Source organism: Pseudomonas neuropathica (genome assembly GCF_015461835.1).
GTDB lineage: Bacteria > Pseudomonadota > Gammaproteobacteria > Pseudomonadales > Pseudomonadaceae > Aquipseudomonas > Aquipseudomonas neuropathica.
Genome location: NZ_JACOPX010000001.1, coordinates 27,827 through 51,554, shown reverse-complemented (window position 1 = coordinate 51,554; position 23,728 = coordinate 27,827). Strand labels below are relative to the sequence as shown.

Here is a 23,728-nt window from a genome sequence, read left to right as displayed (position 1 = left end):
CGTTTTCAGCTCTTGATCATCTCCCGCACCTTGGCGGTCAGCAGGTCAAACGTGAACGGTTTGGTGATCATCTGCATCCCCGAATCGAGGAACCCGCCACGCACCGCTGCGTGCTCGGCGTATCCGGTGATAAACAGGACCTTCAGACCTGGCCGATATTGTCGACCAACCTCCGCCAGTTGCCGACCGTTCATGCCCGGCAGACCGACATCACTGATCAGCAGATCGATGCGCTGCGTCGAGTTCAGAATAGGCACCGCGCTGTCAGCATCCCAAGCCTCGACAAAGGCATAACCCAACTCACCGAGCACTGCGCAAACCAGCACGCGCACGGCCGGGTCGTCCTCGACAATCAGCACGGTTTCGCCGTCAAGCGCATCCGGCAATTGCGGAATATCGGGGACGGGGCTGGCCAGTTCTTCGCCGCGAAAGCGCGGCAAGTACAGTCTCACTGTGGTGCCTTCATCGATCTCGCTGTCGATCGAGACATGGCCGCGTGACTGCTTGCTGAAACCGTAGATCATCGACAGGCCCAGTCCCGTGCCCTGGCCGATCGGCTTGGTGGTGAAAAAAGGGTCGAACGCACGGTTGATGACACTTTGTGGCATGCCACTGCCGTTGTCGGTGACGCTGAGCATCACGTAATCACCGGGTTCGAGGTTGTTGTAGGCCTCGGTGAATTGGCGCTTGAGCACCTGGTTGCTGGTCTCGACCACCAGTTTGCCGCCGTCGGGCATCGCGTCGCGGGCATTGATCACCAGGTTGAGCAGGGCGCTTTCCAGTTGATTGGGATCCGCCTCCGCAACCCACAGATTGTCGTTGAGGCGCATGTCCAGCTGAATGCTTTCGTTGAGGCTGCGTTGCAGCAACTCGCCCATGGACTGCACCAGGGTGTTCATCTGCACGGCTTTTGAATCGAGCGACTGCCGACGGGAAAACGCCAACAGGCGATGGGTCAGACCGGCGGCACGGTTGGCCGAAGTCACGCCCAGATCGATCAGGCTGTCGAGGTCATCGGTGCGACCACGGGCCAGACGTCGACGCAACAACTCAAGACTGCCGATGATGCCAGTGAGCATGTTGTTGAAGTCGTGGGCGATACCACCGGTGAGTTGGCCGACCGCTTCCATTTTCTGCGATTGGCGCAGCGCTTCTTCGTTGTGGCGCAGTTGTGCGGTGCGCTCTTCGACCTGTTGCTCAAGGGTTTCCAGGGTCGATTGCAGGCGCCGTTCGCTCTCACTCAGATCGATCAGCCGGTCGCGGGCTTCATATTGTCGTCGGCGGCCGCGCAATGCGGCGGAAACCATACTGACCAGCGTCGCCGGATGAAACGGTCGCTCAAGGAACGTCACGTTACCCAGCAGATCGCTGAGGCGCGAGGAGGGGCCCTGTTCCTGGCCGCCGTGATGGGTCAACAGCACAATCGGCAGATCCGACCAGGCAGGTTGCTCTTCCAGATACAGGAACAGCGCTTCCAGTTCCGGCCCGCGCAACGCTTCAGCGGCGACCAGCAACAGACCGGCACCGATTTCCAGTTCCGTACACAACGAACTCAGACTCGGAGTGACGACTCCACCGTAACCCGCCTCGTTGAGGATCATCTGCGCAATCTGGCTGTCGCGACCCACAGGCGCGAGAATCAGCGCCCGTTCGGCCAGCGGAACCTGGACCGTCACAAGCGCTCTTCCTGCAATAACGGGTTACTCGCGCCGAGGTAGGTCGGGACACCGCGCAGTACACCCTGAAAGGCTTCCAGCGGTTCGCCGATGGTCATGCCTTGCGTGGAAATGCGGTATTCACGAATGGTCGATTCGTGGCTGCCGGTGCGTTTCTTGATGATCGAGATCGCGCGGCGGACTTTGCCCAGTGCTTCGAAGTAGCGCAACAGAATCACCGTGTCAGCCAGATAAGTAATGTCGACCGGCGCTTGCATGTCGCCGACCAGACCATGCTGGGCAACCGTCATGAACGTCGCCGCGCCTTTGCGGTTCAGGTACAGCAACAGTTCGTGCATGTGCAGCACCAGCGCGTTTTCTTCCGGCATTGCCGCCTGATAGCCGTTGATGCTGTCGATAACCACGGTTTTGATTTGACCTTCATCGACGCAGCGCCGCACGCGGTGGGAGAACTCGCCCGGTGACAGTTCGGCGGCGTCGACCTGTTCGATCAACAGATTGCCGGTCGCCTGCAGGGCCTTGAGGTCGATGCCGATGTTTTTCATGCGCTCAAACAGCAGGCCCAGTTCTTCATCGAAGATAAACAGCGCGGCTTTCTCGCCACGGAGCACGGCAGCGGCGGCGAAGATCATCGAGATCAGCGATTTACCAGTACCGGCAGGGCCGAGAATCAGCGTGCTGGAGCCGGTCTCGATGCCGCCTCCGAGCAGGGCGTCCATTTCCGGGATGCCACTGGACAGTTGCAAACGCGCATAGTCGCCACGGTGTTCAGCCGCCACCAGACGCGGGAACACGTGCACGCCGTCGCCCATGATGGTGAAGTCGTGGAAACCGCCGCGATATTTCTGGCCTCGGTACTTGACCACTCGCACGCGTCGCCGCTCGGCGCCGTAGTTAGGCGTCAGCTCTTCGAGGCGGATCACCCCGTGGGCCACACTGTGCACGGTTTTGTCTAGGGATTCGGTGGTCAGGTCGTCAAGCAGCAGGACCGTGGCGTTGTAGCGCACAAAGTAATGCTTGATGGCCAGAATCTGTCGGCGATAACGCAAAGAGCTTTGTGCCAGCAAACGAATCTCCGACAGGCTGTCGAGCACCACACGCGTGGGTTTGAAGCGTTCGACCGCTTCGAAAATCTGCTTGGTGGCTTCGCCCAGTTCCAGGTCGGAGGAATACAGCAGGCTCTGTTGGTGTTCAGCATTGAGCAGGCTTTCCGGGGGCGTCAGCTCGAAGATCTTGATGTTGTCATCCAGCGTCCAGCCGTGGGACGACGCCCCTTGCCTCAGTTCGCGCTCGGTTTCCGAGAGCGTGATGTACAACGAGCGTTCGCCGGCTTTCGCGCCGGCCAGGAGAAAATGCAAAGCGACCGTGGTTTTGCCGGTTCCGGGTTCGCCCTCCAGCAAAAAAACATGACCGCGAGACAAACCACCGGCCAGGATGTCATCCAGACCCACAATGCCGGTAGCGGCTTTCGCACTGATCAACTCGTTAGAAGTAGACAAAAAATGCCCTCTCATGACTAAGGGAAGCGAGGCCGCCAACTAATTGAGCGGCCTGATTAACTTGACCCTGTGGCGTGATGGCAGTTCCGAAATTCCTTGCCGGATGTGTCCAACGAGCGGTCAAAAGTACTTCAGAGACCTTGCTGTAACGCAGGATCATCCGGGTTCAGCTGCTCCAGTTGCGCCAGCAGGATCTGCACATTCTGCAGTTGTCCGCTTTCCTTCCAGTAATTGATCAGCAAGACCCGCGCCTTGCGGTCGGCGGGGTGGCGCTGGACGATTTCCTGCAGCTGCTTCTGCGCCGCTTCCAGTTCTTCGGCGCTGTGCAGGGTGGTGGCGAGGTCGTAGCGATAATCCTTGTTGTCCGGCTCAAGCTCCACGGCTTTGGACAAACCGAGCAGGGCGTATTCGCGCTGATCGTGGTGCAACAGCCAAAGGCCCAAGGCGTGTTGCAGATAAGCCGAGTCTGGTTGTGCCTTGAGTTGCTGGCCCAGCAATTGGCGGGCGGCATCGGTTTGGCCCTGGCGATCGAGGACATCAATCTGCATCACCAGCGCCTGCAGATTGCCGGGATCCATGCGCAGGGTATTCTCAAGCGCAACCTGTGCCTCCTTGAGTTCGGCGTTGTGCAGATGCAGTCGGGCCAGTTGGGCGTAGTTGGCAGCGCTTTCCGGCAGTGCCTTGAGCGTTTGCTCCCAACCGTCGATCGCTTGTTGCAGCGGCGCGAAATACAGCCCCAGCTCATCCGGGGTCAAACCGAGCAGGGCGTTGATCGCGGCGAAGCGAACAGTTTGATCCTCATCCTCGAGCATTGGCCCGAGCAACAGGCTTCGTTGCCCGCCCGGCACCAGTCCGACCACGCTTTTGATCGCCGCCAGCCGCACGGCGGGGGATTCGTTTTGCAGGTCTGTGTCGGCCAGCTTCAACGCCTGTGGACTCGGGTAGTTAGGCAGCTCGCCATGCAGCCACACGCGGCGCTTGACCGAAATGTCCGGACGGCCCAGTTGTTGATACAACTGACGCGCCGCGCCCGGTTGCCCCTTGCGCGCGGCATCCAACGCCTCGCTATAGCCGTGTTTGATCGCATCAGGTATGACCGGCACGGTGCTGCGCACGGACAACCACGCGACAATGACGACAAGCACAAGGCCCAGGCTGATAAGCAAGTAGCGGCGAGACTGAGGCATGCAGGTTTCCGAAACAGGCGTTCTTGAGCAGAGCGGCAAGCTTCGGTCAGCTTCGGCCATGAGTCAAACTCTTGCATGCGAATCGCCCTACAAACTGCGTCGACTCAGTTACCCGTCAGGCTTTCGTTGCAGTGTCTACGCTTGCAGAAGTCGCTTCGATGAGTGTGCCCATGCAAGCCCTGTTCAATTACTTCAAGGCCGTGATTCACCCTGGTCAGGCCGTCCTGCTGTTTGCCCTGCGAACCATTGCGGCGGGGTTGCTGACGCTGTATCTGGCGTTTCTGTTCGATCTCGATCAGCCCAAGTGGTCGATCATGGCGGTGGTCATTGTCAGCCAGCCCTTGGCCGGGATGGCGCTGGCACGCAGTTTCGGCCAGGTGATCGGCACGACGCTTGGGGCAGCGGTGGCAGTAGTGATCATGGCGATCTTTCCCCAGGCCCCGCTGCCATTCATTACCACCCTGGCCCTGTGGCTGGCGCTGTGCACGGCCGGCGGCACGTTGCTGCGCTACACCAGCTCGCAAGCGTTTGTACTCAGTGGTTACACCGCTGTGGTCGTGGCGCTATTGGCAATTCCCGACCAGGACGGCACGTTTCTGTTGGCGGTAACCCGCGTCACGGAAACCTTGCTGGCCGTGGCGTGTGTATGTGTGGTCAGTCTGCTGACGGCGCGCCCACAAGCGGTGGCCAAGGGGTATTTCGCCAAAGTCGATCAGGTGATCAAACTGGCCGCCAGCCATGCCGCCGCCGTGCTTCGTACGGAAGAAAGCGAAGCGGAGTTCCAGCGCCGGCAAATGCAACTGCTCGGCGAGATCAGCGCCCTTGAAGGCCTGCGGCGGCACTTGTATTTCGATGCGCCGCGCTTGCGCAGCGCCAGCCATCTGGTGCTGCTGTTGGGCAACCAACTGATGCTGCTGACCTCTCGGTTGACCGCATTACGTCATCAGCGCGAACTGCTTACCGAACGCTGGGAAGGCGATCTGCCGGTGGACATCCAGCGCTTGCGCGCCGAAGAACTGGCGCTGCTCGACCAGTTGGCGGAGCAGGGGCGAGCGTTGCCCGAACCCGCACGCCAGCACTTCGTCAAGCTGCAACAACAGTTCGAGGCGTTGGCGTATCAGGCCGAGCAGTTGACTGAAAACATGAGCGCCACCTTGCGCTCGCTGGCCTGGGCGCTGCGCTGGGAACAGGCGCGGCTGTTGCAGCAACTGGAGCAAGTCCTTGAGCTGAGCGATGCGATTCAGGAAGGGCGTGAGGCCAGCTGTCTTTATCGCGGTCAGGTCAGCCCTCTGCATCTGGATTTCACCCTGGCGTCGATGAATGCGATCCGTGCGTTCACCGCGCTGCTGGTCGCCGGATTGATCTGGATCGAAACCGCGTGGGACGGCGCGCGAGGCGGGATGATTCTGGTGGGAATCCTCTGCTCGCTGATGGCAACGTTCCCGCGCCCGCTGATGGCCGCGCAGAGTTACGCCCGTGGCCTGGGGCTGGCGCTGGTGGTTTCGGCGCTCTACCAATTCATGCTGGTGCCGGCGATCAGTGATTTCGAGCTGCTGGCAATGCTGCTGGCGCCGCTGCTGTATGTGATCGCAATCGGTCTGGCCAGCCCGGCGACAGCGGGGATCGGCATGGGGCTGGGGTTGTCGAGTTTCCTGATGCTCGGTCCGCAGAATGTTGGTACCGGGCAGAACACGGCGATTCAATGGTTCGAATTTGCCGGCGCCTACGTCAGTGCGGCCATGCTTGCCCTGATCGTTTACGCGTGGATTTTCCCGTTTCGTCCGGCGTGGCGCCTTCGCCGTTTGTATAACGAAGCGCGCGAGCAGGTGTATGCGCTGACCAAAGCCCCCGCGACCGATGAGCAACAGTTTGCCTTTGAAAGCCGCATGGTCGATCGCCTGACCAGCATGCTCGGCCTGCTGCCGGCGGTGAACAGCCGGCCCATGCAGCAACTGTATGAAATCAGCCTGGCTTGCGTAGCTCTGGGTGTAGCGATGCATCAATTGCGGCAGCAGGCACACAACAATGCATTGCTGACGGACGCTTTCAATCAGCGTCTGGCTTCGGCCGTGCGCAAGACCGGGCGCTTTGTCGCCGGGCGGCAGGACCTTCAACTGGCGCCATTGCTGGCCACCCTGCACACATTGGGCGACGAGCTGGATGAATTGCATGTCGCCAGCCATGAGCATGTGTGGTCGCTGTTTCGTATGCGCGTGGCCCTGCTGATCGTGGTGTCATTCCTGCAGCGCCATGGTGACGCCATCCAGCATTCTGTTCCGGAAGGAGAAGCCGCCCTTGCCCATTGATTTCGAGATTGGCGGTGTCTATCTGCCGCCCATCGCTCAGGCGCTATTGTTGGCCATCCCGATATTCATGCTGCTGGACTGGGGATTGCGGCGTCTGGGCGTGTTGCGTCTGGTCTGGCATGAGGCGCTGTTCGAGGGCGCCTTGTATGCCTGTGTGTGTGCCACGCTGATTTTGCTGATGGGAGCCTGATGCCTTGAAAGTGCTATTCACGCGATTGATTACATTGGCGGTGGTGTTGCTGGCGATCGTACTCGGCTGGTTTGCCTGGGAACATTACACGCGCGCGCCATGGACTCGCGATGCCCGGGTCAGGGCAGACGTGGTGACGCTGTCGGCGGATGTGTCGGGGCGTATTGTCAGTCTGGCGGTGCAGGACAACCAGCATGTGCAGAAGGGGCAGCTGTTGATGGAGATCGACCCGGCGCGCTACCGCCTGGCGGTAGAGCACTCGCGACGTTCGGTGGAAGTGGCGAAGGCAACGCTGGGGCAGTCGCAAGCGGCCATTGTTGCCAGTGAAGCCTTGCTCAAACAGCGGCAAAGCGAAGAACGTCGGCGGCGTACGCTCAAGCAGGGTTTTGCGATTTCCGGGGAGGAGTGGGAGAAGTCCAGCACCGATGTGGCGGTGGCCCAGGCGGATCTGCTGCGTAATCAAGCCAATCTCGGCCTTGCAGAGGCGAACGTGCAGTTGGCGATTGCCGCACTGACCCAGGCCGAACTGGATTTGCAGCGCACCCGCGTCGAGTCCCCAGTCAGCGGTTACGTGACCAACCTCCTGACCCGTGAGGGTGACTATGCGGTGAGCGGCGGTGCTTTGTTGGCGCTGGTCGACAGTGACTCGTTCTACATCAGTGGTTATTTCGAAGAAACCAAGCTGCCACGAATCGGCGAGGGCGATCGGGTACGCGTGCAATTGATGAGCGGGGAGACGTTCGGCGGCACGGTGCAAAGCATTGCCTTCGCCATTGCCGACCGGGAAAACGCACCGGGCAGCCGGCTGCTGGCCAACATCAATCCAAGTTACACCTGGGTGAAACTCGCGCAGCGGGTGCCGGTGCGGATCGAGATCGATGGCGACTACGCCGGCAAAAATCGCCTGCGTGCAGGTACCACAGCGACCGTCACCGTGCTGGAAAACACCCAATCTGAAGAACACCGTTAACCCTGTGGGAGTGAGCCTGCTCGCGAAAGCAATGGATCAGCCCCGATGGGGTCGCCTGACACACCGCATTCGCGAGCAGGCTCGCTGCCACAAGATTTCATTGATCAAAAATAAAAAAAGCCCCGCGACCGAATGATACGCGGGGCAAAAAAATTGGTTGGTTGCGGCCAACCAAAGGAGCTCTTTAACAATCGATTACTTGCTGGCGACAGTCTCCGGTTGCCAGCCGCCGCCAAGGGCCTTGTAGATCGCGACGATGCCGCGATACAGGTCGACTTCGGCCTGGGCCTGGCTGTCTTCGGCGTTCAGACGTTCACGCTGAGCGTCGAGCAGCACGAGGAAGTCCGTGGTGCCCTCGCGATAGCGGATTTCAGCCAGGTCAGCAGCCTTGCGGCTTGATTCACTCTGACGGATCAACGAGATCAGGCGTTGCTGGCGTTTGCCGTAATCGCTGAAAGCGTTTTCCGACTCTTCCAGGGCCAGCAGCACTTGTTGCTCGTAAGTCGCCAGTGCGCCTTCGGCATCCGCATCGGCGCCGCGCAAACGGGCACGCACGCTGCCTAGATCGAACGCGGCCCATGTGATGCTCGGGCCAAGTGCCCAGGCGTTGGCCGCCGAGGAACCGATTTGCGAACCACGCCCGGCTGTCCAGCCGAGGAAGCCGCTGAGGCTGACCCGTGGAAACAGATCGGCTTTCGCCACGCCGATACGCGCCGTGGCCGAAGCCAGATTGCGTTCGGCGCTGAGAATGTCCGGACGACGCTGCAGCAGTTCGCCCGGGTCACCGATCGGCAATGCTTTGGCAATCGCTGGCAAGTCTTTTGGACTCAGATCGACGGTCAGCTTGTCCGGACGCTCACCGAGCAGGGTGGCGATACGGTTTTTCTGCCGAACCTGTTCCGCCTGCAATTGCGGCACAGTGGCTTCAACGTTGGCCAGACGCGCATCGGCGCGCTCGACATCGAGCTGATCACCGACACCGGCGTCTCGCAGGCTGATGGTGATCTTGCGCGACTCTTCTTGGTTTTTCAGGTTGGCCACGGCGATCTTTTCGCGCAGTTGCGCACCACGCAGTTGACCATAAGCGTCTACCAGTTCGGCAATCATGGTGACTTGCAGTTGGTACAGATCGGCTTCGGCGGCTTGCTGGTCGGCGTCGCTGGCTTCCAGATTGCGCTGGATGCGACCAAACAGGTCGAGTTCCCAGGCCATGTCCAGACCGAGGTCATAGCGTTCGCTATTGACCCGGTCAGTGGTCTGGCCGGGAATTTGACCCTTGGCCAGATCACTGCTGGCGCGGCTGGTGATGGTCGGCATTGCATCGTTGCTGGCGTCGTCGCGGATCGCCCGGGCGGCTTTCCAGCGCGCGAACGCCACGCGCAGTTCACGGTTGCCTTGCAGCGATTGGGTCACCAACTGGTTGAGGGTCGGATCGTCGAATTGCTGCCACCAGATGCCTTCGAATTTAGAACGGTCGAAGTTCTTTTGCCCGGCGGCGCCGTCGGTGGCGGCCGTGATATTGGCTGCCTCCGTGGCTGGGGTCTTGTAGTCGGGGCCGACGGCGCAGGCACTGAGGGCCAGCACCAGCAGACTCGGCAGGAAGACTTTCAGACTCATTGTTGCGCCTCCAGTTTCATGGCCTTGGCCGCTTTGCGGGCCTCACTGCGTTCAACGAAGTTACGGATCAGTACGTAGAACACTGGCGTCAGCAACAGACCGAAGAAGGTCACCCCGAGCATGCCGGAGAACACCGCCACACCCATGGCGTGACGCATCTCGGCACCTGCACCGCTGGAGAACACCAGTGGCACCACACCCATGATGAACGCGAAGGAGGTCATCAGGATCGGCCGCAGACGCAGACGGCAGGCTTCGAGTACCGCCGCGAGCGGATCGAGGCCTTCTTCCTGTTTGTCCTTGGCGAACTCGACGATCAGAATCGCGTTCTTACAGGCAAGTCCCACCAGTACGATCAAGCCGATCTGGGTGAAGATGTTGTTGTCACCGCCCGAGATGATCACGCCGGTGATGGCCGACAGCAGGGTCATCGGCACGATCAGGATCACCGCCAGTGGCAGGCTCCAGCTTTCGTATTGAGCGGCGAGCACCAGGAACGCCAGCAGTACGCAGAGCGGGAACACGAACAGCGCGGTGTTGCCGGACAGGATCTGCTGGTAAGTCAGGTCGGTCCACTCGTAGGTCATGCCGTTTGGCAGTTCATCCTTCAGCAGTTTCTCGATGGCTTTCTCGGCCTGGCCGGAGCTGTAGCCCGGGGCAGCCGCGCCGTTGATTTCTGCAGTGATGAAGCCGTTGTAGTGCATCACGCGATCCGGACCCGAGGTGTCGCTGACCTTGATGAAGGTCGCCAGCGGGATCATTTCGCCTTTGTTGTTACGTACTTTCAGCTGACCGATCTGATCGGATTCGAGGCGGAACTGCTGCTCGGCCTGAACGTTGACCTGATAGGTGCGCCCGAAGCGGTTGAAGTCGTTGGCATACAGCGAACCCAGGTAGATCTGCAGGGTGTCGAAGATGTCGCTGACGGCCACGCCGTGAGTCTTGGCTTTTTCACGGTCGATGGCGGCATCAACCTGTGGCACGTTCACGGTGTAGCTGGTGAACAGCCCGGCCAGTTCCGGCACGCTGTGGCTTTTGTTGATGATGTTCATGGTCTCTTTGTACAGCTCGTCGTAGCCCAGGTTGCCCCGGTCTTCGATTTGCAGGCGGAAACCACCAATGGTGCCCAGGCCTTGTACCGGCGGTGGCGGGAAGATCGCCATGTACGCCTCTTGAATGTTCGCGTACTGGCCGTTCAAGGCCCCGGCAATCGCACCGGCGGACATGCTCGGGTCTTTACGCTCGTCGAACGGCTTCAGGGTCACGAAGACGATGCCGGCGTTCGGGCTGTTGGTGAAGCCGTTGATCGACAGGCCCGGGAACGCTACGGCGCTTTCCACGCCTGGCTGTTTCAGCGCCAGGTCGGACATGCGCTTGATCACGTCTTCAGTGCGATCCAGGCTCGAAGCGTCCGGCAATTGCGCGAAAGCCACCAGGTATTGCTTGTCCTGGCCCGGTACGAAGCCGGTCGGCGTGCTGGAGAAACCGAAGAAAGTCAGCACCATCAGGCCTGCGTACAACAGCAGGGCGATGCCGCTGCTCCGGATAACCCGGCGCACGGTGCCGACATAACCATGGCTGGCACGGTCGAAGAAACGGTTGAACGGACGGAACAACCAGCCACCGAAGATCTTGTCGAGCACTTTGGAGAAGCGGTCTTTCGGTGCGTCATGGCTTTTCAGCAACACAGCGGCCAGTGCTGGCGACAGGGTCAGCGAGTTGAACGCCGAGATCACGGTCGAGATGGCAATGGTCAGTGCGAACTGCTTGTAGAACTGCCCGGTGAGGCCGGAGATGAAGGCCGCCGGAATGAACACCGCACACAGCACCAGAGCCGTGGCCACGATCGGGCCGGTCACTTCACGCATGGCGCGCTTGGTGGCTTCGACCGGATTCAATCCGAGCTCGATATTGCGCTCGACGTTCTCCACCACCACGATGGCGTCGTCCACCACGATACCGATCGCCAGTACCAGGCCGAACAGCGACAAAGCGTTGAGCGAGAAGCCGAACAGGTGCATCACCGCAAACGTACCGATCAACGACACCGGCACTGCCACCAGCGGAATGATCGAGGCACGCCAGGTTTGCAGGAACAGGATCACCACCAGCACCACGAGAATCAGTGCTTCGAAGAGGGTGTGAACGACCGCCTCGATCGAGCCTCGTACGAAGATCGTCGGGTCATAGACGATGCTGTAATCCATGCCTTGCGGGAAGTTTTTCTTCAGCTCGTCCATCTTGCCGCGAACTTCGTTCGAGATGTCGATGGCATTGGAGCCTGGGCGCTGGAAGATCGGAATGGCCACTGCCGGTTGGTTGTCCAGCAACGAACGCAGCGCGTATTGACTGGAACCGAGTTCAACGCGAGCGATGTCTTTGAGACGAGTGATCTCACCATTGTCGCCTGCGCGAATAATGATGTTCTCGAACTCTTCCTCGCTGACCAGTCGGCCCTGAGTGTTGACCGACAGCTGGAAGCTCTGGGCATTCGGGGCAGGGGGCGCGCCCAATTGGCCGGCCGCGACTTGACGGTTCTGTTCACGAATTGCCGTGACCACATCAGTCGCCGTCAGATTGCGCGAAGCGGTCTTGTTCGGGTCAAGCCAGACACGCAGCGAGTAGTCGCCCATTCCGAACAACTGCACGTCGCCGACACCGTTCAGACGAGCGAGCTCATCCTTGATGTTGAGGATTGCGTAGTTGGACAGGTAGAGCATGTCGTAGCGCTTGTCCGGGGAGGTCAAGTGCACAACCATGGTCAGGTCGGGCGACGCTTTGTCGACGGTGATACCGATGCGCGTCACTTCCTCGGGAAGCTTCGGCTCGGTGCGGGTCACCCGGTTTTGCACCTGCACCTGCGCATTGTCCAGGTCAGTGCCCAGGGCGAAGGTAATGGTCAGGGTGATCTTGCCGTCGGCGGTCGACTGCGAGGACATGTAGAGCATGTTCTCTACGCCGGTGATGGCCTGCTCCAGCGGAGCGGCCACGGTTTCACCGATGACTTTAGGGTTGGCGCCCGGGAAGTTGGCACGTACCACCACGGTGGGTGGCACGACTTCCGGGTATTCGCTGATCGGTAGCTGGAACAGCGAGATTGCACCGGCGATCAGGATCAACAGCGACAGCACCGCTGCGAAGATCGGCCGTGAAATGAAGAATTGGGAAAAATTCATCGGAGTTGTCGTCCCTTAACCGCGTGGGGTCGTAGCGGCCAGCTTCACAACCGAACCAGACGCGCCTTTGGCAGGAGCGACTTTGGGCAGGTTGCTGGCTTCCAGCGCTTGACGTTGTTGAGCGAGTGCCGCGATGGTCTGTTCGCTGGCCATCGGCACCACTTCAGGGGTAACCGGGGAGCCAGGACGAACCCGTTGCAGACCCTTGACGATGATCGTGTCGCCCTTGTTCAGGCCGGTACGGACGATGCGCAGGCCTTCGATCTTCGGACCCAGTTCGACGGCGCGGTACGCGGTTTTGTTGTCCGCATCCATCACCAGTACGAACTTCTTGCCCAGGTCAGTGCCGACCGCTTCATCGTTGATCAGCATGGCGTTGTAGGTGCCGCTGCCGACCAGTTTCAGGCGTGCGTACAGGCCCGGGGTGTAGGTGCCATCGCTGTTGTCGAACACCGCGCGACCACGGATGGTGCCGGTTTTCGGGTTGACCTGGTTATCGACGAAGTTCATCTGACCGAGGTGCGGGTTGCCGTCTTCGTTGGACAGGCCCATGTACACCGGGGTGGTCGCGCCGCGCTGACCGTTACGGGCGAGTTGGGTGTATTTGAGGAACACACGCTCGTCGGCGTCGAAGTAGGCATAAACACGGTCGGTGGAAACCACACTGGTCAGCGGCGTGGTGTCGGCGGTCACCAGGTTACCGGCGGTGATCTCGGCACGGCTGACGCGGCCACTGATCGGCGCGGTGACACGGGTGAAGCTGAGGTTCAGTTTGGCCAGATCCAGTTGCGCTTGCAGGGCACCTACGGCGGCGCGGGCTTCTTGAGCGGCGCTGGTGCGCGAGTCGGCCAGTTCGGCGGAAATGGCGTTGCTGGCACGCAGGCGTTCACCACGACCGGCTTCGTTTTCACTGCGGGTGGCGTTGGCGCGGGATTGAGCGACCAGGGCTTCGAGGCGGCGTACCTCAGCCTGGAATGGACGCGGATCGATCTGGAACAGCAGGTCGCCTTTCTTGACCAGTGCACCTTCAGTGAAAGCGACGTCATCAATCTGGCCGGAGACCCGTGGACGGATTTCAACGGTTTCCGGCGCTTCGAGGCGCCCGGTGAATTCGTCCCACTCGTTGACCGGTTGTTCTAGCACCTTGGCCACGCTGACTTTCGCAGCGGGCATGGTGGCGGCAGTCTCCGGAGTCTTGCCGCAGGCGCTCATCACCAGTACGGCCAACATGGCCAACGGGAAGCGCAAATGTTTGAGTGACTGTTCCATGGATGCATCCGCCAATGTATTGAAGATGGGCGGATGATGCTCGGCGGGGTGTGATGGCACGAATCGAATGAAGCAAAGGTAACTATCATTCGGAATGATATAAGACCCGAACGAGCCCTCTAGCATGCACCTTTCGTTAGGTGGCTATCAATCTACTTGGTGGCAATTCTCTGTTGCCTGACCTGCAAAAGTCAGGAGAGAAGCTGCGCGGCGGGGATTATGCGCGGATTAAAAATGCCGAACCCGCCATGGCGGCGGGTTCGACAATGCGGTCAGAGTTTCGGCAACTGGCCGATGCGTCCGATCATTTCCGTCACGATCTGCAGATCCAGCTGGAATTGCTCCACAGTCTTGAACTCGCCATCAGTGTGACCGGTGTATTTCACATCCGGCATGGCCAGACCGAATTGCACGCCATTCGGCAATTCATGCACCGAGGTGGCGCCAGCGGAAGTGCCGAACTCGTGTTTCATGCCCAGATTTTCAGTCGATACCGCCAGCAGCGCCTTGACCCATTCACCTTCAGGGTTACGATACATCGGCTCGGCGATCGAATAGTCGAAGGCAACGGCTACATGGCTCTTTTTGCTCCAGGCCGCCAGTTTCTCAGCGATTTCAGCTTTGAGCTTCTCCGGCGACTTACCTTTCGGAACGCGCAGGTTGACTGCGAGTTTGAAAGCTTTTTCGTCCATGCCGACGTAGGTCAGCGAGGTCGTCAGCGGCCCCATGAAGGCATCGGAGAAACCGACATTCAACTTGTTGCCCAGGTAATCCAGACCCCAATTGTCGGCAGCGTAACGTGCGGCATCGGTGATGTGGTTGTGCTTGAACGCGACTTTGCCATCAAGGCTATTGATAAAGACCAGCATCCGCGCGACCGGGTTTACCCCGGATTCGGGCTCGGAGGAGTGCGCAGATACGCCAGTCACGGTGAGTTTGACGTCTTTGCCGTCGACCTTGGCGCTCACCTGGAAATCGCCGCCATTGCGTTTGGCAAACTCGTCACCGGCCTTTTGCAGACTGGCGGCCAGTTCCGCAGGCTTGTCGGTTACCAGGGTGGCGACCGACGCCGACGGAATCTGGTTGGTTGCCAAGCCACCGGTCATCGAGATGATTTCCGCGCCTTTGCCTTCACCTTTGCGCTTGGCAAAGCTGGCCATGACGGTGCCGTAACCTTTCTCGGCAATCACCACCGGGTAGCCGCCGTCCAGCGCCAGGTTGTAGTTCGGCGTCGGGTTGCGTTCGAAGTAGTAAGGGATCGCGTCGCCCGTGGTTTCTTCGGTGGTGTCGACCAGCAACTTGAAGTTGCGCACCAGCGGCAGTTTTTCTTCCTTGATGACTTTCATGGCATACAGCGTGACGACGATACCGTTCTTGTCATCCTCGGTGCCGCGACCGTACATGCGATCGCCGATCAGGGTGATCTTGAACGGGTCGAGGCGGGTGCCATCCTTGAGCACCCAGTTTTCCGGCGTCACCGGCACCACGTCGGCATGCGCGTGAATACCAACCACTTCATCGCCACTGCCATCGAGGGAAATCTCGTAGACGCGGTTGTCGATGTTGCGGAATTTCAGATTGAACGACTCGGCGAGACTTTTGATCTTCGCGGCGATCTTGATGAATTCCGGGTTGTCGTGCTGCTCAACGCCGTCCTTGCGAAAGGTCGGGATTTCCACCAGTTCGCGCAGGGTTTCAGTGGCGGCAGCGCTGTATTTCGCTCGCGTGTAGAGACCCAGCAGACGATAGATTTCGTTCTGCTGATCGGCGTTTAAAGTCTTGTTATCCAGGTAAGCGCCAATGGCCGGACTGATGTCGGCGGTCTTGGCCAGATCACTTTTGCTCAGGCTGCCGAGGAACTGACGGAAGTCTGTGGCTTTGTCTGCACTGTAAGTCTTGAGAATTTCAGCGCTTTGCTGCGGGGTGATATTGGCTTGCGCGGGCGCCGTGAACACGGCAAGGCCGGCCAGCATCAACGTGGTGGCAGCCAGTTTTTTGAAAGGGACATTCATTACGAAGGGCATTCCTTTGCAGGGCAGTGAGTTAGGCGTGCCTCAAGGTTGAGACACATACGCTTACAAGCTAACACCGTGCCAGAGCCTTGCGGGAGTCCTGAAAGGGGATGTGTCGCACAAAAATGCAAAAGAGGCGCACAAATGAAAAAGCCCGGAGAAGGTTTCCGGGCTTTTTGTGGGTGCTCACCTGACGATCAGCGCTTCTCCAAATCCTAGCGCCAGGTTCAGCAAAGCGCGGCTATCTGAAGATCTGTTCAATCATGGTCCTGGAGGGGATGAATAACGTATTTGTGTAATAGGCCTCATATCCATAGGCGGTTATGCGAACTTTGCACGGGATCGAAGTTTGCGACGTCAGCAACGGTTTGATGGCGTCGTAGTCATTCAAGTCGCGTTGCGTACCATCCGGATTGGTGTAGTAGAAGATCAGGTCGGAGGAAAACTTGTAATTGGGCCTGGCTTGACCGCTTGCGTTCACTCGCCCTTCGGCTTTTACCGCGATTGAATGCTCGGATGAGAACTCCATGTCGCGATTGAGGGAGCAGATCAGGGTAGGGTTGAGCTGGTTGGAGTTTTCGTAATCATTGAAAGCGTTCTGCAAATCCACAGTGGAGTTGAAGTGGGCCGTGAACAGATTGGCGGGGCCGAGCTCAAACGACGATAGCGTGAGGTCGGCGGGGGGAATGCTGGCCGTTTTTACGCAGCCGGAGCAGAGTAGAACGCCCAGGTATATGACCGCGCGGAAGCTGTTCATTGGCCGAAAATACCGTTGATTGAGTCAAAAATCAGATCGCAGGCGGACTTCGTCCCTTGCACAGGTTCTATAAACATCCAGTCAGCAGATGCATGGTGCCTATCAATGGTCTTGTTGATGGTCGGACCAGACTCGATCATCCAACGCTCCCCGAATTCTGCGACACCGTCAGATTGGTCAGGTGTACTGGCGTTGGCCCGGATGTTGATCCATGTTTCAGCGACAGGCGTTGGCTCCGAAAAATAGATGTCGGAACCCAGCCATACCAGGAATCCTTCACCCACTGGATCGAGTGTCACCAGATATTTGATGGTGTAACCGGCTTCGGAAAGGATCTGTGACAGATGTGCGCCGTTCCATCCGCCAAGGCTGTGGCCGACGATGTAAACCGGACAGGATTTGCTGGGAATGTTGTCGATGAAGTGAGTCTGGATATCGCCGGCCCCCCTTGCATCCTTATAACTTTTAGGGAACCCCGTGTATTTCGCCGGCAGCTTGGCGCTGCCCGCAATTTTGCCGTCGAGCTGTTTTTTTGCGTCGTCGATATTGTGGAACGCGCCTTGAAAATAGTATTTCTCTTGGTCGGCAGCCCCGCCGATGAAAAAAACGATCGCCTTCTTTACGGGAACGGGAGCGGTCTTTACCGACTGATCCTTCACGAGTGTTAACGTCGGCGTGACGGCCAGACTCGCGGTATTTCCATTGGGAAGCTGGATTTGCTCTGCCGGCATGTTTTCAATCTTCCAGAAATAGTTTGAAGGTTTCTGCCACGTGTGAACTCACGACGTGCGTGAACCCCAGCGAATCACTGGTGCCGTACTCGAAACTGCCGTCCGCGCGCTGAATCGCGTAGGCATGATTAGGCATGGGCTCACCGGTGCTTTCGTCGATCAATTTGATCTTGTCGCTGAAGTGCACCGGCATCGGCAGCAGACCGCTGAAAGGTGCCGAGACGAAGGTGTCGCCGATGATGACTGTTCCGGAACCGCCCACAACGATGTTGCCGTGTCCGCCCGTGCTGTCGATCGTCGCTGCATTCAAACCATTGATGAAAACGGTCGAGCTGACGCCTCCCGTGATCGGACTGCCACAAGCGGATTTGTCGGTCATCCGGGCGGCAGCAAGCCCGTCAAAGTTCACATTGGGCGAGCCACTGGCAATGGGATTCGTGCCATGTCCCGGAAGAGGGCAGCTAGTGGGGTCCGTGAGGCGTGCAGCAGGTTTTCCGCTCATGCGAAGTTCCGTTTCAAGAGGTCAGATCGGGCAGCCGTGATCAATAATATTCAGAACAGCCAGCGCGGATTCACAGGCTATCTGGATCGCCAAAAAACATCTGAATCCGCGACCGCAACCACCGCTCACCCGGATCATTATCCTGCGATCCACGCCAAGCCATGTGCAGTTCAAACGTACGTGTCGGCAACGGCGGATCTTCCGCCCGAACCCCACCAGCCGCCGTCAACGCGTCCGCCGTGTAATCCGGCACGGTCGCCACGATGTCAGTGCCCGCCAGCAACGTACTCAACCCGTTGAACTGCGGCACGGCCAGCACCACATGGCGCTTGCGCCCCAGTTTCTCCAGCTCTTCATCAATAAAGCCACTGAGATCGCCAGCAAACGACACCAGCGCATGCGGACGCGCGCAATAGTCATCCAGGCTCAACGGCCCCGGCACGGTATCGGCGCGCAGCAATTTTGGCGCGCTGCGGCGCAGGACTTTGCGCTTGGCATTGGCCGGCAGGTCTGTGGTGTAGCTGACGCCAATGGATATCTCGCCGGAGGCCAGCAGGCCCGGCATCAATATGTAATTGACGCGACGGATCACCAGCACGATTCCCGGTGCTTCCGCGCGCAGGCGCTTGAGCAGCATCGGCAGCAGGGCGAATTCGACGTCGTCGGACAGGCCAATGCGAAATACCGAGGTGCTGGTCGCCGGGTCGAATTCGGCCGCACGGCTGACGGCGGTCGAAATCGAATCGAGGGCCGGCGAGAGCAGGGCGAAGATTTCCACCGCGCGGGCGGACGGTTCCATGCTGCGCCCGGTGCGTACAAATAGCGGGTCATCGAACAGGCTGCGCAGGCGCGAAAGGGCCGCACTGATTGCTGGCTGACCGAGAAAGAGCTTTTCTGCCGCCCGGGTCACACTGCGTTCGTGCATCAATGTTTCGAATACGATCAACAGGTTCAGGTCGACACGACGCAGGTCATTACGATTCATCTGGAGTCCTGGCAGAGTCATCAAGCTTGACGAGAGCGGCCATATGAGAACAATGGCCGGCATGAATCTTACGGGGAAAGGCTGGTACTCTGCACCGGAAAATTCAGCTTGAGTGAGACGTTGGCAGCAGTTTTTTCATGGATTTTGCCAATGCCGCCCCTGGTGCGGAATCAATGACAGGCATGTCGACTATTAATAGCCACTGATAGTCTTGGGTCAAAAGCCCAGATAGAGTTCAGGGCATTAGAGGTTACTTTGACGAGGTTTGCGATGTCCCGCACGATCCGTTTTCACAAGTTTGGTCCGGCCGAGGTGCTCAAATGCGAAGAGCATGCGGCCGCTCAGCCAGGTCCTGGCGAAGTGCAGGTGCGTGTCGAAGCGATCGGCATCAGCTGGTATGACACCCTTTGGCGTCAGAATCTGGCCTCGTCTCAGGCGCGACTGCCTGCGGGTCTTGGTCACGAGATGGCCGGTGTGATCACCGCTGTCGGCGACGGTGTCGATGATCTGGCAGTGGGTGACAAGGTCGCCAGCTTTCCGGCTGAGAGTGCGAACGACTACCCGGTCTACGGCGAATCGATCGTACTTCCGCGTACCGCGCTGACCCGTTATCCGGATGTACTCAGTCCGATCGAAGCCAGCGTGCACTACACGCCGCTGCTGATCGCCTACTTTGCCTACGCCGATCTGGCGCGGGTCAAGCCGGGGCAGTTCGCGCTGGTCACTGACGCCAGCCATTGCGCCGGTCCTTCGTTTGTCCAGTTGGGCAAGGCGATGGGCGTGCGGGTGATTGCCGCGACCAAGGAGGCCGAGGAGCGCGAGTACTTGCTGTCGCTGGGCGCTGAGAAGGTCATCGTCACCGAAGAGGAAGATCTGTTGATGCGAATCAACAAGATCACCGACAACCGTGGTGTCGACGTGGTGTTCGACGGTCTCGGCGGCCCGCAGATGTCGCTGCTGGGCGATGTGCTGGCGCCACGTGGCAGCCTGGTGTTGTACGGTTTGCAAGGCGGCAACCAGACGCCGTTCCCGGCCTGCGCAGCGTTCCAGAAGAACATCCAGTTCTTTGTGCACTGCATCGGCAACTTCACCGGCAAGCCGGAATTGGGCATCACTCAGGATCACGTCGCCTTGCAACGTGCCTTGCGTGACATCAACCAGTTGACCGCTGACCGCGTGCTGCTGCCGCTCAAGACGCGTGTATTTCCGTTCAACGAGTTCGTCGAAGCACATCGTTACATGGACGAATGCCCATGCCGCGAACGGGTCGCCCTGCAGGTCGAATCGGCGTAAGCCCCTTTAATCAGAGTCCGTGGCCCCACGGACTCTTGTGCGTTTACCTTCCCCTCCCTGAAAAACCGAGCTCCCTGGCGCTATGCCCGGGTCCGTTCAGTAACTGAACTGGTTTTTGCTCTCTATCTGTATCTTCTAATCACAATATAAGCCCTGATAATTGAATGATTACTTTCATCTCAAGGAATGAGCCATGTCTGTGCATTCAATTTGTCCTGTTCGATATAACGCGTCGAAAACCGTTGATCGCGGCAACTTCTGTTTAATTGTTGTAGGGCTATTCGGAAACTGCTTCTCTTTTTCTTGTGCTCACTTGGCGTGGGACCCTGTGGGAAATTTCCTAGGACTGCGTTCCAAAAAAAATACCCCAGTGATTACAGAGGTTTGAGACCGTTTTTGAGCGGCGGAAGGCGCTTTGTCAGTTCAAGTGTTTCAAATAACTTCAAACTTGTAAGTGTTAGCATCTGAGCGTCTATTACTTATTGATCAATTGTCGCTGGGCTGATGTGTCAGTCATGCGCGGCATGAAACTTTTTATACCGGGTAAATACCGATGAGCACGATCCATGATCAGGCAATGAACTATGTCTACCAGCAAGTATTGCAACGTTTGCTGAGTTTCTTCTCGCGCGCAGAACGCACGGCGCTGCAGCTGCTGATCCAGCGACTGGCAGTGGCCGCCGGCGGCATGGAGAACATCGGTCATTTCAAGGTGCTGGTGAACCAGTCAGGGTCGCGCGACAGTTGTTACACGCTGGCGTTACTGCGGGCGGCGCAGTTGACCATCGCTGGCCGTTCACCTGCGACCTTTCAGTTGCGGGTGGCCAACCTGCGCTGGAACGGCAGCAGCCAGGTGTCCCTGCAAAACATGCATCGCAGCTACAGCGCACTGTTCCTGTATGACGATCCCCGGGTAGAACTGGTGATGGTCGACCACCGCGAGGTATTGCCGTTTGATCACCAGCTAGCGATAAGCGAAGCCGGTCGCGAGGCCAACCGTATCAACCTGCTGCTGATCGGGCATCGTCGAAGCTGGAACGAACCGCTTGAGTTATGGGATGACGCTTATCTGGCAACTGCCGAGTTCTATGGCCAGGTGGCCCGCTGGAACAATGGCGTCGATGCCATGGTCGGCAGTGAGTCCCCGTGTCGACAGAGCCACTTCCTCGAAGGGCTTGGGCGTGCCGCGCAGAAGGCTGAGATTGCCGCGCCACCGGTCAGTTCTTGCGGCTTTGAAATGCTGTTTACGCTGCTCGACGGGCTGGGCGGTGATTATTACCGTGAGTTTTATCCCGAAGAGGAGCGGGTGGCGTGGTGTCCGGAGGGTCAATTCGAGGCCTGTCGGCGTACCAGTTTTATCAGTATCAACGACATGATTGTCGGCAAACTCGAAGAGCGCTGGCCTTTGTTGAGTGATTTTCTGGGGTTTCAGGTTGACGATCTGACGTTTTATCAAGGTGATGACGAACACGTAGAGCCTAAGGTGGCTGCGCATTTGCGAGGTTTGCAGGCGCAACTCATCGAGGAGCGGAACTATGAGGACGGCGTCGGTGATTACCTCAAAAGCAGCCTGATAACGATGCGGCAAAAACAGGTCCCTGAACCGGTATGCGAACAGTTGCTGGCCAGCTTCGACAATCTGCAGGAACCCGGAAATCTGCGCGCCCAGGCGGAAAGCTCTCTGCTGGCCAGTTTTGAGCTGAATGAAATCCAGCTGACGTGCCTGATGTTTTCACCGTTCATTAATGCGGGGGCCGGACTTGAGCGATTCTTGCGCAATTGTCACCCCGGCATGTTGGTGGCATTGCCGGATCTGCACCGGGCGATGCAGGGCCTGCATGCGCCGGAACAGGTCATGAAATGGATGACGGATGTCAGTGGGCTGCCGGTCAGGTGGATTGTGCGCTTGTATGCAATGGGGCCGGTTCGTATGTCTGCGCCTGGAGAATCGGCCGCGCAGAGCGTCGGTGCGGTTGACGCGGCGGCCGAGCCGACCGCTGACCGATCGGCGGAAGGTTGATCGTGAGCAGCTTGCCTGGAGATGAACCCATGCCCACGGATACGGGGTTGTGAAGGGGTCGAGGGAGAATGACTTCGTTTATCAGGCGGTTTATCGATACCTGACGCTGCTGATAGATGAGGCGGGGAGCGGTGGGGCGGTGCGCCTGCCCTCACTCCGGCAATTGTCTGACCGGCTCAATGTGTCGATCTCGACCGTCCAGTACGCCTACTCGCTGCTGGAAAAGGAAGGTCGAGTCTATTCAATTGCCAAGTCCGGGTACTACGCGCAAGCGCTGCACATGATGGATTCGCCGGATAGCGGCAGTGATTTGCTGGAAACCGTTTACGTCAATGCCAGGCGCCCGGGCATGTGCGTGCTGAGCGCCGACGAGCCGGCCTCGCTACAGCCACTGGACAGCCCGTTATTGATGTTGGAGCGGGAATTGCTGCGTCAGTACCCGCGTCAGCCACATGCGTTGGTGCAACCTTGTGGAGAGCTGGAGTTGCGCACGGTGCTGGCCGCCCGCTACACCTCATCCACGGCCAATTACTGGCGAGCGGATGACGTCTATATCGGCGCAGACCTGCGCGGTGTATTGGAAATTCTGATTTCCGTGCTTGAGTTGCGTCGGGCCACCGTGGTCGTCGAATCGCCCTGTGACTGGGTGATCCTGCGTCTGCTGGAGGCCGCCGAAGTACGGGTCATCGAGTTGCCGTTGCTCCCCGGGGGCATGATTGATCTTCAGCGGCTGGAGTCGGTGCTCAAGAGCGAGACGGTGCGTTTGATGCTTTTGTCGTCAGTGTTGAGCATGCCCCGGGGCAGTCTTCTACCGCTGAGCAACCAGCAGGCAGTCGCGCATTTGCTTGGGCGTCATGGTACCTGGGTGCTGGAGAACGATTGTTACAGCGAACTCCATGAAGGCAATGACGCGCAACGGATGCGCGACTGGCTGGACCCCGATCGTTTAGTGGTGTTTTCCACGTTCGAAAAGTTCGTCGGGGCCGAGGCACCTTTCGGTTATGTGCTGTCGCGTCATTGGCGCAGTGAGTTGCAGCGGCATTTCCTGTTGCGCGCGTTTCGGTTGTCGCCGATTCGCCAGAAAGCCATTGCCAGGTTGTTGGGGGGAGGCCGACTGGATCAGCATTTATTGGTACTGCGGCGAATGCTCAAGGAGCGTCGTACGCAATTGATCGAATTGTTGCGCGAGCGTCTTGGCGATGCGATGCAGGTTGTCGAGCCCGAGGGTGGCGCGACCGTGTGGGTACATTCTCTGCGACCAGTGAACATGGCGCAGGTCTTCCAGCGATTGCTCAGACAGCAGATCGTTATTGCACCTGGCGAGCTATTCAGCCTGCAAAGCCTGCATGCGCACCATCTGCGGTTGAGCCCGCTGAGCCATGGTGACCATGACCTGGCCAGTGTGGTCGGGCTAATCGGTGACGCCTTGCGCCTTGCACCTGCTGACTAACGTTAAAAAACATCGGGAGAGTCCCGGATAGATCCCATCGCACTGCGGTCAAACTGCCAGTAAACTGCGCTCTATTCCTGAACCACTC

General features: G+C 58.8%; 17 protein-coding genes. 6 read left to right on the top strand and 11 right to left on the bottom strand.

Annotated features, from left to right (window positions below):
• Positions 1-5: 5 nt before the first annotated feature.
• From H8F23_RS00175 to H8F23_RS00165, 3 genes are all read right to left on the bottom strand, one after another.
• Positions 6-1,676: an ATP-binding protein gene (locus H8F23_RS00175; protein WP_194932987.1), complete on the bottom strand. Its 1,671-nt coding sequence runs from the start codon at positions 1,674-1,676 to the stop codon at positions 6-8.
• A complete protein-coding gene (locus H8F23_RS00170; RefSeq protein ID WP_093431272.1) occupies positions 1,673-3,175 on the bottom strand; it encodes an ATPase domain-containing protein in 1,503 nt (500 codons plus the stop codon). Before H8F23_RS00170 ends, H8F23_RS00175 begins: the two co-directional genes overlap by 4 nt.
• A gap of 131 nt (positions 3,176-3,306) precedes the next feature.
• Entirely contained in the window at positions 3,307-4,362 is a 1,056-nt protein-coding gene (locus H8F23_RS00165; RefSeq protein ID WP_194932986.1) for a tetratricopeptide repeat protein, read from the bottom strand.
• A gap of 170 nt (positions 4,363-4,532) precedes the next feature.
• Between H8F23_RS00165 and H8F23_RS00160 the strand changes: the two genes are divergently transcribed.
• The 3 genes from H8F23_RS00160 to H8F23_RS00150 are packed head-to-tail and all read left to right on the top strand — an operon-like array spanning position 4,533 to position 7,828.
• On the top strand, positions 4,533-6,668 hold the full coding sequence (locus H8F23_RS00160; RefSeq protein ID WP_194932985.1) for an FUSC family protein: 2,136 nt from the start codon (positions 4,533-4,535) through the stop codon (positions 6,666-6,668).
• Positions 6,658-6,858 carry a DUF1656 domain-containing protein gene (locus H8F23_RS00155; protein ID WP_007914938.1) on the top strand — a complete coding sequence of 67 codons (201 nt, stop codon included), beginning with the start codon at positions 6,658-6,660 and terminating at the stop codon, positions 6,856-6,858. The genes H8F23_RS00160 and H8F23_RS00155 overlap by 11 nt, the downstream gene beginning before the upstream one ends.
• Positions 6,859-6,862: 4 nt before the next feature.
• The gene (locus tag H8F23_RS00150) at positions 6,863-7,828 is read left to right on the top strand and encodes an HlyD family efflux transporter periplasmic adaptor subunit (protein WP_194932984.1); all 966 of its coding nucleotides are present in this window, start codon (positions 6,863-6,865) and stop codon (positions 7,826-7,828) included.
• A gap of 195 nt (positions 7,829-8,023) precedes the next feature.
• Here the strand turns inward: H8F23_RS00150 and H8F23_RS00145 are convergent, their stop codons facing one another.
• The 8 genes from H8F23_RS00145 to H8F23_RS00110 form a co-directional block, all read right to left on the bottom strand.
• Entirely contained in the window at positions 8,024-9,445 is a 1,422-nt protein-coding gene (locus H8F23_RS00145) for an efflux transporter outer membrane subunit (RefSeq protein ID WP_194932983.1), read from the bottom strand.
• Positions 9,442-12,621, bottom strand: a complete 3,180-nt coding sequence (locus H8F23_RS00140) for an efflux RND transporter permease subunit (RefSeq protein ID WP_194932982.1) — start codon at positions 12,619-12,621, stop codon at positions 9,442-9,444. Before H8F23_RS00140 ends, H8F23_RS00145 begins: the two co-directional genes overlap by 4 nt.
• A gap of 15 nt (positions 12,622-12,636) precedes the next feature.
• Positions 12,637-13,890, bottom strand: coding sequence for a multidrug efflux RND transporter periplasmic adaptor subunit MexE (gene mexE / locus H8F23_RS00135; protein ID WP_194932981.1), 1,254 nt, complete (start codon positions 13,888-13,890; stop codon positions 12,637-12,639).
• Positions 13,891-14,162: 272 nt separating this feature from the next.
• Entirely contained in the window at positions 14,163-15,902 is a 1,740-nt protein-coding gene (locus H8F23_RS00130; RefSeq protein ID WP_194932980.1) for a dipeptidase, read from the bottom strand.
• Between the two features lie 241 nt (positions 15,903-16,143).
• On the bottom strand, positions 16,144-16,659 hold the full coding sequence (locus H8F23_RS00125; protein ID WP_194932979.1) for a hypothetical protein: 516 nt from the start codon (positions 16,657-16,659) through the stop codon (positions 16,144-16,146).
• Positions 16,656-17,390, bottom strand: coding sequence for an alpha/beta hydrolase (locus H8F23_RS00120; RefSeq protein ID WP_194932978.1), 735 nt, complete (start codon positions 17,388-17,390; stop codon positions 16,656-16,658). The genes H8F23_RS00125 and H8F23_RS00120 overlap by 4 nt, the downstream gene beginning before the upstream one ends.
• Before the next feature lie 4 nt (positions 17,391-17,394).
• Entirely contained in the window at positions 17,395-17,892 is a 498-nt protein-coding gene (locus H8F23_RS00115) for a PAAR domain-containing protein (RefSeq protein ID WP_007914923.1), read from the bottom strand.
• Between the two features lie 70 nt (positions 17,893-17,962).
• Positions 17,963-18,877, bottom strand: a complete 915-nt coding sequence (locus H8F23_RS00110; protein WP_093431295.1) for a LysR family transcriptional regulator — start codon at positions 18,875-18,877, stop codon at positions 17,963-17,965.
• A gap of 270 nt (positions 18,878-19,147) precedes the next feature.
• Between H8F23_RS00110 and H8F23_RS00105 the strand changes: the two genes are divergently transcribed.
• The 3 genes from H8F23_RS00105 to H8F23_RS00095 all read left to right on the top strand — a co-directional run bounded on the left by H8F23_RS00105 (position 19,148) and on the right by H8F23_RS00095 (position 23,640).
• Positions 19,148-20,170 carry a zinc-dependent alcohol dehydrogenase family protein gene (locus H8F23_RS00105; RefSeq protein WP_194932977.1) on the top strand — a complete coding sequence of 341 codons (1,023 nt, stop codon included), beginning with the start codon at positions 19,148-19,150 and terminating at the stop codon, positions 20,168-20,170.
• Between the two features lie 553 nt (positions 20,171-20,723).
• On the top strand, positions 20,724-22,190 hold the full coding sequence (locus H8F23_RS00100; RefSeq protein WP_194932976.1) for a hypothetical protein: 1,467 nt from the start codon (positions 20,724-20,726) through the stop codon (positions 22,188-22,190).
• 49 nt (positions 22,191-22,239) lie between these two features.
• Positions 22,240-23,640: an aminotransferase-like domain-containing protein gene (locus H8F23_RS00095; protein WP_194932975.1), complete on the top strand. Its 1,401-nt coding sequence runs from the start codon at positions 22,240-22,242 to the stop codon at positions 23,638-23,640.
• Positions 23,641-23,728: the final 88 nt, after the last annotated feature.